The sequence below is a fragment of the Ruegeria sp. HKCCA5839 genome, assembly GCF_013035585.1.
GTDB lineage: Bacteria > Pseudomonadota > Alphaproteobacteria > Rhodobacterales > Rhodobacteraceae > Ruegeria.
Window position 1 is genome coordinate 317,009 of the sequence record NZ_WQIE01000005.1, and the last position, 10,563, is coordinate 327,571.

The window sequence follows — 10,563 nt, forward strand, 5'->3', positions numbered from 1 at the left end:
ATGGCACGCTTTCATGATCTGGAAGTCACCGACATACACAAGACTATCCGCGATGCCGTGGTGGTGACGTTAAAGCCCGTGAATGGTGCGGCAGATGCTTTTGACTTCACGCAGGGGCAATACCTGACCTTTCGGCGCGATTTTGACGGCGAGGAGCTGCGTCGGTCCTACTCGATCTGTGCAGGTAAAGATGAGGGCGTATTGCAGGTGGGGATCAAACGGGTAGAGGGCGGTGCGTTTTCGACCTGGGCCAACACCGATTTGCAGGTAGGTGACAGGGTTCAGGCGATGCCGCCCATGGGCAGCTTTTTCACCGCGATCGATCCCACTGCTGAAAAGCACTACCTGGGTTTTGCCGGTGGGTCCGGGATCACACCGGTCCTGTCGATCCTGAAGACCACGCTGGCGCAAGAGCCCCATTCTCGTTTCACGTTGGTCTATGCCAATAAGGGCGTGAACACGATCATGTTTCGGGAAGAGCTTGAGGATCTCAAGAACCTTCATATGGGGCGTTTGAACGTCATCCATATTCTGGAAACCGATGCGCAGGATATCGACTTGTTCACGGGGTTGGTCACGCAAGAGAAATGCGCCCAGCTTTTTGAGCATTGGATCGACATCAAGACTGTCGATACGGCCTTCATCTGCGGGCCCGAACCAATGATGCTGGGCATTGCGGCCGCGCTGAAAGACCATGGGCTAGTGGACGGGCAGATCAAGTTCGAACTGTTTGCCAGTGCGCAACCCGGGCGGGCCAAACGCAGAGTCACCAATGGCGATGCGGCGTCGCAAGCCAACCAGACCAGCGCCTCGGTCACGCTGGACGGGTCAACGCAAACGATCACGATGCCCAAGGATCAATCTATACTCGAGGCAGCTTTGGACAACGCGATGGACGCGCCCTTTGCGTGCAAGGCCGGGGTCTGTTCGACCTGTCGCTGCCGGGTCATCGAGGGCGAGGTCGAGATGCTCGCTAATCATGCGCTTGAGGATTACGAGGTCGAAAAAGGATATGTCCTAAGCTGCCAGGCCTATCCGGTCACGGACCGCGTTGTTGTGGATTACGACCAATAGGGAGACGGCCCAATGACAGACAGCATGAACCTCGACAGCTATCTGGCCGCAGGCGGGGTTCTGACCAACCCGACCAACGTGCCTCCGCGCTACCGGGCCGAGCTGATGAAGTTGATGGCAACTTTTGTCGACAGCGAACTGGCCGGGGCCGCAGGTTTTGCGGACATCATAAATCAGGGTCCGGGGATCAAGGAACGCATTGCCGCAGCCAAAATCGTGCTGGAAAAGACCGATAACGCAGATCGTGTTCTCAAGATCATGGGAGAGTTTGGAGCGGATACACAGCGCTATGCCACGCATCACCCCTGGACCGCGCGTCTGGACCGGGATGCCGATATCGGTGCCAGCCGCAGCGAACATGACATGCGACTGGCCGTCTTCAACTACCCTCTGACCGGTTGGGTTGATGCGGTTGTGATGAACCTGCTGATGAGCCGCGCGGTGGCCGAACAACTGGCCGAGTTTTCAACCGTCTCGTATCAACCTCTGGCCGAGGCGTTTCGTTCGATCGCACCGATCGAGGCCCATCATGGCGAACTGGCGCTTGAAGGGGTTGTGAAACTGGTCGAACAAGGGAATGACGCGCAGCTTCAGGCCTCGGTCGACTATTGGTGGCCTCGGGTCGCCGTCAGCTTTGGGGCCAGTGACGCAGAAAAGTTCAAGACCTTGCAGGCAATGGGATTGCGCCGCATGACGGGGTCCGAATTAAAAGCCAGATGGCAGGCCGAAACGACGCGGGTTCTGAACCAACTGGGCCTTAGCGCCGGGCCCGGCTGATCAACCCGTATTTCAACGCGAAAGACCGTAGGGAGCGGCGTCGAGGCTTGGCTTTTTGCACAGCGCCTGTAGCCTGTGATCCGCCTTTTCGATTGAACTCGTAGACGTCGATCACCTTTTCCGCACAGCCACACGCTTCGCCCAGGCCAACCTTGGCAAAGTAGAACTTTTCGAACCGTTCTGGCTTGTGCATGACCGTCCTCCGTGGCGGGTATTGAAACAGACCGCGCGGGATTTGCCAAATCACGTCACCGCTAAAGACCCTTCAGCCCGTTCAGCGTCAGATCGCTGACCAGGGCGGCATAGTCTTTGCGGGCGGCCTCATCCGCGTCGGTGTTCCACATATAAAACCAGTTCAACATGCCAAAGACGGACATCGTCGTAGCCCGCAACCTGCGTTTGTCTTCGCGCAATGCCGGCGCGTTTTCTGCCAGAATATCACTGAGGAAAACAACCAGTTCACGCTGATAGCCACGCAGCAATACCTGTTGCTCGTCCGGTAGGGCAGACAGCCCCGCCGACTGCACCCTGTGTTCGTCGTCGGCACCCTGATAGGCCACCAGGATCTCTTGCACTACACGCCGCAATCGCGCCTGTGCGTCCAGCCCTTTCAGATCAAGCCCACAGATCGCATCGCGCAGCTGATGCAGATAGGTTTCCAGCATGTCGAACAGGATCGCGTCTTTGCTGTCGTAATAGTGGTAGATATTGGCCTTCGAGATCCCGCATTCCCGGGCGAGTTGCGACATCGAGGCCCGGTCAAACCCCTCGCGCGCAAAGACACGTGCGGCGGATTTCAGGATGTGGCTGCGCTTGTCGTCGTGATCTTTGGCAATCGTTCGGGCCAAGTGTTGTTCTCCGGTTTTGGGTCAGCTGTTGCGATTGTCGATCACGCGGCGTGCTTTGCCCTGGCTGCGTTCCACCGCGCCGGGGTCGCCGACATCGATCTCGGTCGAAATGCCAACGACGTCCTTGATGCGTTTGCTCAGCATACGGGCGGCAGCGGTTTTGCTGAGTTCGTCCGCAGCATCCGGCAGCGCCTCGACATGCACCCGCATTGCGTCCATATGGCCTGCGCGGTAAAGCTCGATCTGGTAATAAGGGGCCAGCCCTCCGGTGGCCAGAACCTGCTCTTCGATCTGGCTGGGAAAGACGTTGACGCCCCGCAGGATGATCATGTCGTCCGAGCGTCCGGTGATCTTTTCCATCCGCCGCATCGACCGCGCTGTCCCCGGCAGCAGCCGCGTCAGATCCCGCGTGCGATAGCGGATCATCGGCAAGCCCTCTTTGGTCAAGGTGGTAAAGACCAACTCACCCATTTCACCATCCGGCAGCACGTCGCCGGTTTCGGGATCTATGATCTCGGGCAGGAAATGATCTTCCCAGATCACCGGACCGTCTTTGGTTTCCACGCATTCATTGGCGACCCCAGGCCCCATGATCTCGGACAGACCGTAAATATCGACCGCGTGCATATCGAAAGCCTGCTCGACCTCAGCCCGCATCGAATCCGTCCAGGGTTCGGCCCCAAAGATACCGACAGAGAGCGAGCATGCGCGCGGGTCCAAGCCGACCTTGTGGAATTGCTCCAGAATGTTGAGCATATAAGACGGCGTGACCATGATCCCATCGGGTTTGAAATCGGTGATCAGATCAACCTGCCTGGTCGTCTGCCCACCCCCCATCGGCACCACCGTCGCGCCCAGTTTCTCGATGCCGTAATGGGCGCCCAGGCCACCGGTGAACAGCCCATAGCCATAGGCATTGTGGACGGTATCGCCCTTGCGCAACCCGCTGGCACGCAGCGAGCGGGCGACGAGATCAGCCCAATTGTCGATATCGCGCTGAGTGTATCCCACAACAGTCGGCTTGCCGGTTGTGCCCGAGGACGCATGCAGTCGGATAATCTGCTCACGCGGAACAGCGAACAGACCAAACGGGTAGTTGTCACGCAGGTCGTTCTTGTAGGTAAACGGAAACTTCGCCAGATCGCTAAGGCTGTGCAGGTCGTCCGGATGCACGCCCGCCTCATCAAACCGCTGACGATACATCGGTACATTGTCATAGGCGTGGCGCAGGGACCATTTCAGCCGGTCCAATTGCAGGGCGCGGATTTCGTCGATCGAGGCGATCTCGATCGGGTCAAGATCCGCGCGGTTTGGTGTAAGATCTTTCATGCCATCCCCCCTGTTCTAGCTTTCATCAAAAACCACTCCTCCAATGGCCCGGGAAAACCCGCGAAACTCGGCGATTTTGACGTTGTCCTGATTGGTCACCGTCACGTCATAGATACCGCTGCGCCCTGCCAGGTTCTGCTCGGTGGCGCGCGCCGTCAGCAGATCGCCGCGACGGGCGGGGGCTATGAAACTGATAACGTTGTGCTGTGCCACGGTCGCCGCGTTTCGGCTGTTGCACGCAAAGGCAAAGGCGCTATCGGCCAGCATGAAGGTCACGCCGCCATGGCAAATCCCGTGGCCATTGCAATGATGCGCCTGCACCTCAAGCGTCAGCGTCGCAGTGCCTTCATCCACATGTTTCAGGCCCATCCCCGCCCATTGCGAGGCTTGATCCCGCCCCCACATCGTGGCGGCTGCTTTTGCTGCGCGGTCCTGTGGCGTCATCCTATTCTCCCTTGAAGACCGGCGGGCGTTTTTCCAGAAAGGCGGTGACTCCCTCGGCATAATCAGCGCTGCGGCCGCAGGTCCGCATAGCGTCGGCCTCAAGCTCAAGATGATCCGTCAGCGTATTGGTGGCCGCCGCCTGAATGGTCTGCTTGGTCAGACCCAGCCCAAGCGTGGGCCCATTGGCAAACTGCTGGGCCATGGCGCGCGCCTCTGGCATCAGTTCTGCATCCGGCAGAGCCTTCCAGATCAACCCCCAGTCTGCAGCTTGTTGTGCTGGCAAGGGCTGACCCGTCAGCGCCAGCCCCTTGGCCCGCGCCTCGCCCAGCAAACGCGGCAAGTGCCAGCTGCCGCCTGTGTCGGGGATCAGACCGACCTTGGAAAACGACTGATTGAACTTGGCGGACTCGGCGGCCAGAACCACATCGCAGGCCAGCGCCAGGTTGGCCCCTGCCCCAGCAGCAACCCCGTTGACAGCACAGATGACGGGAACGTTAAGCGACCGGATCAAGCGTACCAACGGCGCATAGAAAGTGCGTACCGTTTCGCCCAGATCCGGCGGGCCATCCATTTTGGCGGGATTCCTGTCCCCAAGATCCTGTCCGGCACAAAAGCCGCGCCCGGCCCCTGTCAGCAATATGGCCCGCTTTCGCTGATCTCGGGCGTCTTCCAAAGCCGCGCGCAGGGCATAATGCATCTCATCAGTGAAACTGTTCAGCCGGTCCGGGCGGTTCAAGGTGATTTCGACCCATTGGCCGTGATCTTGCGTTACAATCGTATCCGACATGCCGGCTCACTTTTGCGCTGGTTTCACAAATTTCTTGCATAAACCGAACGGTTGGTCAATAAATTCCAAACCTTTGACAAGCACGCGCCTTGAACGCCGCGGCTTGACGAAACGAACAGGAGAGCCCTCATGTCCCTGCACCAAATATCCAGTTTCGCAAATGGCGCGTGGGTTTCGCCTGGTCCCGGCGCGCGCACGATTGCATCGGCTATCACCGGTGCGCCGTTTGCCAGCGCTGGCAACACCGATCTTGATGTGCAGGCGATGTTGGACCACGCCCGCGACACCGGCGGCCCGGCTTTGCGCGCCCTGACCTTCCACCAGCGCGCCAAGATGCTCAAGGCGCTGGCCCAGGTGCTTTCTGAGCAGAAACAGGCGCTCTATGATCTGAGTTTCGAAACCGGTGCGACGCAAAAAGACCACCTGATCGATATCGATGGCGGCATTGGCACGATGTTCGTTTTCGCCTCGAAAGGGCGGCGAGAGATGCCGGATGCGCATGTGTACCTGGACGGTGACGTTGAACAACTGTCGCGCCATGGCACATTTCTGGGCCAGCACGTATGCACACCGCTGCAAGGCGTGGCGATCCATATCAACGCCTTCAACTTCCCCGTCTGGGGCATGCTGGAAAAACTCGCCCCTACCCTACTGGCTGGCGTACCGGCCATCGTGAAACCTGCCACCAACAGCTGTTATGTAACCGAGCTGGCGACGCGGATCATGTTGGAGAGCGGCTTGCTGCCCGATGGCAGCCTGCAACTGGTATCCGGCGGGCTTGGCGACATGCTGGATCGGCTGGAATGTCAGGATGTGGTCAGTTTTACAGGCTCGGCCGATACCGCGCTGAAACTGCGGCAGACGCCTGCCATACTGCAGAACTCGGTTCGGTTCGTGGCGGAACAAGACAGTCTGAACGCGTCCATTCTGGGGCCGGATGTGACACCGGATGCGCCCGAGTTTGACCTGTTTGTCAAAGAAGTCGCGCGCGAGATGACCACAAAGGCCGGGCAGAAGTGCACCGCGATCCGCCGGATTATTGTGCCCGAAACGCAGGTTCAAAACGTAATTGACGAGGTCTCTGCCCGCCTGACCAAAGTCAGCATCGGCGATCCCCGTGCCGATGACACCCGCATGGGCGCTTTGGTATCCAGCGCCCAGAAAGCAGACGTGTTGGCCAAAGCAGCGTTGATCGGGCAAGAGGCCAAACGCGTGTTCGGCGACCCCGACGCGTTCGAGTTGAACGGCGACCCAAACGGTGCCTTTGTGCCGCCGATGCTGTTTCACTGTACCGACCCCGACGCTGCCCAGCGCGTCCACGACACCGAGGCTTTTGGTCCCGTCTCAACCCTTATGGGCTATCGCGATCTGAACCACGCAGTCGAGATTGCCAATCGCGGGCAAGGCTCGCTGGTGACTTCGCTCATCACCCATGACCCGCAGGTCGCCCGTGATGTGGTGCTGAAGGCCGGAGCTTATAACGGGCGGATTTATATCAACGACCGCGACTCCCTGGCCGAATCCACCGGTCACGGGTCACCTCTACCTCATATGGTTCATGGCGGGCCGGGGCGCGCAGGCGGCGGCGAAGAGATGGGCGGTGTGCGCGGTGTGATGCATTACATGCAGCGCACAGCTGTGCAGGGCTCCCCCCGGATGCTGGCCACGATTGGCGGCAAATGGGTGCCCGGCGCGCGCGAGATCACCACCCCCGCGCATCCATTCACCCGCAGCTTTGATGCGCTGGAAATTGGTGAGACTTTGCACACCGCGCCGCGCGTCGTCACATTGGATGACATCGAACATTTCGCCAGATTCACCGGTGACACTTTTTATGCCCATATGGATGAGGCCGCGGCCGCGCGAAATCCGTTCTTCCCCGGTCGCGTGGCCCATGGCTATCTGCTGCTGAGCTTTGCCGCCGGTCTGTTTGTGGAACCCAACGAAGGCCCGGTGCTCGCAAACACCGGTCTGGACGGGTTACGTTTCATGAAGCCCGTCGTGCCCGGCGATGCGATCAAAGTACGCCTGACGGTCAAACAAAAGACCAAGCGCAACGAGGAGTATGGCGAGGTCCGTTGGCATGTCACCCTGACCAATCAGGATAACGAACCGGTGGCAGAATACGAATTGCTGACCATGTGCGCCCGCTGATCGCAGCACGCAAGGAAACCGATTTTCTTATGAGTGCGCGCAGGTTACTGTGCCTTCATGACCAGCCAGAGTTCGTGGTTCGAGAAAGCCGTCACCGCGCTGACGGACACGCGTGATCAGCGGGTGTGGTCCATTATTGTTTCGCTTTTTGGAGATCTGGCCCAGGATCCGGGCGCGCAGATCTCGGGCGGTGCGCTCACCCGGGTGATCGAACCCATGGGGATCAAACCCGAAGCCGTTCGCGTGGCCCTTCACCGGCTGCGCAAAGATGGCTGGATCGAAAGCGACCGGATCGGACGTGTCTCGCACCATTACCTGACCGAATTCGGACGCGCGCAATCTGCTGCTGTCACCCCGCGCATCTACGCGCGCACCGGCAATGACAGCCAAAACTGGCATCTGCTGATAGCCGAAGATGGCGTTGGAACGCAATTGCTGGACGATGTCCTTCTCAGCCGGGAATACGCGTCGATCGGGCGGAATATTGCTTTGGGCTCTGGCCCTGCGCCCGATTTGGACGACGCGCTACTGTCGGTGACCATCACAGCACAACACGTCCCCAAATGGCTGCAGGATCGCCTTTGCCCCAAGGATCTGTGTCTCGCTTGCCAAGCCCTGCTGGAGGCCGTGCAAACCGCATCGAAATCACGGCCCTCAAAACACGCTTTGAGCCCGTCGCAAACGGCAACGCTCAGAACCCTGTTGGTGCATCGATGGCGGCGTATCGTTCTGCGTCAGCCCGATCTGCCCGACGGATTCTTTCCGCCCGACTGGGTCGGCCCCGAATGCCGCGCGGCGGTCTTCGATCTGCTTGACACATTGGACCACCCGTCGCCCGACCTGCTGAATTCCACTGAATAGTTTCAAGATTGCGAGCTTGACCACGATGACGATTCTTCTCACCACATTTGCCCTGATCGCGGCCTTTTTTGTCGCGATGCACATATGGACAAGGGTGTTGACCCGCCAGGGCCGTGCGATTGTTCCGCAACTGGGCCAGATCGTTGAAGTACCGGGCGGTACGATCCACTATGTTGAACGCGGTGACCCGTCAAAACCGACCCTTGTGATGATCCATGGCCTGTCCGGTCAGCTGCAGCATTTCACCTATGCGCTGGTCGATGAACTTTCGGACGATTATCACATATTGGCTGTGGATCGCCCCGGCTGTGGCTATTCCACGCGCGAGAGCGCTGACTTGGCTGATCTGCCCGAACAGGCGCGGATGATACAGGCCTTTCTTCAGGCAAAGGGTGTCGATCGGGCGATTCTTGTAGGTCATTCACTGGGCGGGGCCGTATCTTTGGCTATGGCATTGGATTACCCGGAAAACACTACAGCACTGGCCCTGTTGGCGCCATTGACGCAACAAATGCCCGAGACCCCAGCAGTGTTCAAACCTCTTGAGATCCGCACTGGCTGGCTACGCACCTTTATCGGCAATACACTCGCCGTACCGCTGGCGCGCAAAACAGCCCCTTTAGTTTTGAAGGACGTCTTCGCCCCAGAACCTGCGCCTGCTGACTTTCTGGACCGCGCCGGGGGTGCACTTGGCCTGCGCCCTTCGGCATTCATAACTGCGTCACAAGACGTGCTTGGGGTTGAGCGAAGCATCGCGGCACTGAATCGACGCTATGTCGACCTTAGCGTGCCTGGGGGCATCCTGTTTGGTACCGATGATCCCGTGTTGCCATCCGAGATGCACGGGCCGCCAATGACCCAATTCGGACTGAGGTTTGAAGCGCTTGAGGGGCGCGGACATATGATCCTGATCACCGCACCCGACGACTGCGCCCGCTTTATACGCGAGGTTGCAGAGCAATCGAGCTAGCACACTCTTCTGCCTGAGCCGTGTCAAACATCTGAGCAAGTAAAGAATAGCGGAATGCGCGTGTTTTCCCTCTTGACCCCTCCGCCCCCCTCCCGTAAATCGCCTTTCACTCGTGGCGGAGTAGCTCAGTTGGTTAGAGCAGCGGAATCATAATCCGCGTGTCGGGGGTTCAAGTCCCTCCTCCGCTACCAAATCACAAAAGCTAAGTTATTGTTTTTACGATCTAATCTTTGGTATTCTTCTGATTGTCCCGCCGTTTTTCCCACCACTTGGTTCCTCAAACACCAATTTGGAAAGGGAACGAGATGAAGAACGAAACCCCCCAAAGACATCTGTGACGAAATACTGGGCTTGGCCATGGAAGCAGCGGGCTTGGCTGTAGCCATGGATAACGCTCTCTTCTTCGACAACGTTGGTTTGACAGGGCTGCATCGGGAAACACGACGAGCTTTCGATGGAATAGCAAAGTCGCTCCGTAGAACAACGGATACGCTTGTTGACCAAATCGAATCTCTCGACATGTCAGTCGATTGGTCCAATGCCGCAAAGGACGGCCCAAGGCTCGTAAACGGTTAGATCTGCAATTCAAGTATTTGAGTGAGCTTAGTCACCAGAAACTGCCCCCACATGGTGTATCCAGGGGGGTCGTTTTTTTTGGGGGGTGGGGCAAAAATTCGCGCGATCAGATGCAGTGTCCACTCCCACACTCGCGCGCCTCCAAAAAAATTATTATTTAGATTGTTAATCGCTCGCTTGATCTCAAACAACCAGATAAGTGTTGGGTGCAATCCCATATCGCGTCTGTGCTGTGCATCGGTTAATCGACAATCTGATTTGAGACTTCCTCCCGAACCAGGTGGAGGCAGAAATGAAGAATTCAGAAATTGTCGACCAGATATCGAGTGGCCAAAAGGTTCTAGTGCCCTGTTAGTATTTGTCCGCCTACACAATACCCGAGAAGATAGAGGCCCTTGCAGCACGAGACCCGAAGCTGATGATCGATTGGCAAAGATCTGAGGTGCTTCACCCTTCGGGCGGGCTGGCGCACTTTGTGGTGAGCGATGAGAAGGTATCCGGGCGCGAATACCACGCTGTCGGCCAGCACCCGACACGAGAGATGCGCTCACGGGTGATCCTAAAAGATGTCACTGTCGAGGACTGAGAGACGTCGGCGCCACATTGCGAACGAATAGGAAATTGACCCTCGTTTGTTTAGTTGTTGCTAACATGCGGCAGCCTGCCCCCATACTACCAAAGGCAGTTTCGCGGACATTTCTGCCATTCGCTAAAAAAACTTGGTGAATTTGCGGCTTGAACGA

Annotated in this window: 11 protein-coding genes and 1 tRNA gene; 7 read left to right on the top strand and 5 right to left on the bottom strand. The window is 58.1% G+C overall.

The features are described from left to right. Positions 1-1,074, top strand: a complete 1,074-nt coding sequence (locus tag GOV38_RS15525; RefSeq protein ID WP_171209390.1) for a 2Fe-2S iron-sulfur cluster-binding protein — start codon at positions 1-3, stop codon at positions 1,072-1,074. A gap of 12 nt (positions 1,075-1,086) precedes the next feature. Continuing rightward, positions 1,087-1,851 (top strand): Phenylacetic acid catabolic protein, encoded by a 765-nt coding sequence (locus tag GOV38_RS15530; protein WP_171209389.1) that lies wholly within the window; start codon positions 1,087-1,089, stop codon positions 1,849-1,851. On the opposite strand, the gene GOV38_RS15535 is transcribed toward GOV38_RS15530, so the two are convergent. The 5 genes from GOV38_RS15535 to paaG form a co-directional block, all read right to left on the bottom strand. After that, positions 1,832-2,044 (bottom strand): hypothetical protein, encoded by a 213-nt coding sequence (locus GOV38_RS15535; protein ID WP_171100681.1) that lies wholly within the window; start codon positions 2,042-2,044, stop codon positions 1,832-1,834. The two genes, GOV38_RS15530 and GOV38_RS15535, sit on opposite strands and share 20 nt — an antisense overlap. A gap of 61 nt (positions 2,045-2,105) precedes the next feature. Continuing rightward, positions 2,106-2,699, bottom strand: coding sequence for a TetR/AcrR family transcriptional regulator (locus GOV38_RS15540; RefSeq protein WP_171209388.1), 594 nt, complete (start codon positions 2,697-2,699; stop codon positions 2,106-2,108). Positions 2,700-2,720: 21 nt separating this feature from the next. After that, a complete protein-coding gene (gene paaK, locus GOV38_RS15545) occupies positions 2,721-4,028 on the bottom strand; it encodes a phenylacetate--CoA ligase PaaK (protein ID WP_171209387.1) in 1,308 nt (435 codons plus the stop codon). 15 nt (positions 4,029-4,043) lie between these two features. Then, complete coding sequence (gene paaI, locus GOV38_RS15550) at positions 4,044-4,472, bottom strand: hydroxyphenylacetyl-CoA thioesterase PaaI (RefSeq protein WP_171209386.1); 429 nt, start codon at positions 4,470-4,472, stop codon at positions 4,044-4,046. A gap of 1 nt (position 4,473) precedes the next feature. Then, entirely contained in the window at positions 4,474-5,259 is a 786-nt protein-coding gene (gene paaG / locus GOV38_RS15555) for a 2-(1,2-epoxy-1,2-dihydrophenyl)acetyl-CoA isomerase PaaG (RefSeq protein WP_171209385.1), read from the bottom strand. A 129-nt stretch (positions 5,260-5,388) separates the two neighbouring features. On the opposite strand from paaG, the gene paaZ reads away from it, so the two are divergent. The 5 genes from paaZ (at position 5,389) to GOV38_RS15580 (ending at position 10,406) form a co-directional block, all read left to right on the top strand. Continuing rightward, positions 5,389-7,413 (top strand): phenylacetic acid degradation bifunctional protein PaaZ, encoded by a 2,025-nt coding sequence (paaZ, locus tag GOV38_RS15560; protein WP_171209384.1) that lies wholly within the window; start codon positions 5,389-5,391, stop codon positions 7,411-7,413. A gap of 57 nt (positions 7,414-7,470) precedes the next feature. Continuing rightward, on the top strand, positions 7,471-8,274 hold the full coding sequence (locus tag GOV38_RS15565) for a PaaX family transcriptional regulator C-terminal domain-containing protein (protein WP_171209383.1): 804 nt from the start codon (positions 7,471-7,473) through the stop codon (positions 8,272-8,274). A gap of 25 nt (positions 8,275-8,299) precedes the next feature. Then, positions 8,300-9,244, top strand: coding sequence for an alpha/beta fold hydrolase (locus GOV38_RS15570; RefSeq protein ID WP_171209382.1), 945 nt, complete (start codon positions 8,300-8,302; stop codon positions 9,242-9,244). Between the two features lie 114 nt (positions 9,245-9,358). Beyond that, positions 9,359-9,435, top strand: a tRNA-Met gene (locus GOV38_RS15575). Between the two features lie 803 nt (positions 9,436-10,238). Next, positions 10,239-10,406 (top strand): hypothetical protein, encoded by a 168-nt coding sequence (locus GOV38_RS15580; protein WP_171209381.1) that lies wholly within the window; start codon positions 10,239-10,241, stop codon positions 10,404-10,406. Positions 10,407-10,563: the final 157 nt, after the last annotated feature.

What these genes read in the sequence shown, in the direction of transcription:
- GOV38_RS15535 (WP_171100681.1), bottom strand. Translation starts at nt 2,044, where the DNA reads ATGCACAAGCCAGAACGGTTCGAAAAGTTCTACTTTGCCAAGGTTGGC.
- paaK (WP_171209387.1), bottom strand. Translation starts at nt 4,028, where the DNA reads ATGAAAGATCTTACACCAAACCGCGCGGATCTTGACCCGATCGAGATC.
- GOV38_RS15565 (WP_171209383.1), top strand. Translation starts at nt 7,471, where the DNA reads ATGACCAGCCAGAGTTCGTGGTTCGAGAAAGCCGTCACCGCGCTGACG.
- paaG (WP_171209385.1), bottom strand. Translation starts at nt 5,259, where the DNA reads ATGTCGGATACGATTGTAACGCAAGATCACGGCCAATGGGTCGAAATC.
- GOV38_RS15525 (WP_171209390.1), top strand. Translation starts at nt 1, where the DNA reads ATGGCACGCTTTCATGATCTGGAAGTCACCGACATACACAAGACTATC.
- GOV38_RS15570 (WP_171209382.1), top strand. Translation starts at nt 8,300, where the DNA reads ATGACGATTCTTCTCACCACATTTGCCCTGATCGCGGCCTTTTTTGTC.
- paaZ (WP_171209384.1), top strand. Translation starts at nt 5,389, where the DNA reads ATGTCCCTGCACCAAATATCCAGTTTCGCAAATGGCGCGTGGGTTTCG.
- paaI (WP_171209386.1), bottom strand. Translation starts at nt 4,472, where the DNA reads ATGACGCCACAGGACCGCGCAGCAAAAGCAGCCGCCACGATGTGGGGG.
- GOV38_RS15530 (WP_171209389.1), top strand. Translation starts at nt 1,087, where the DNA reads ATGACAGACAGCATGAACCTCGACAGCTATCTGGCCGCAGGCGGGGTT.
- GOV38_RS15580 (WP_171209381.1), top strand. Translation starts at nt 10,239, where the DNA reads ATGATCGATTGGCAAAGATCTGAGGTGCTTCACCCTTCGGGCGGGCTG.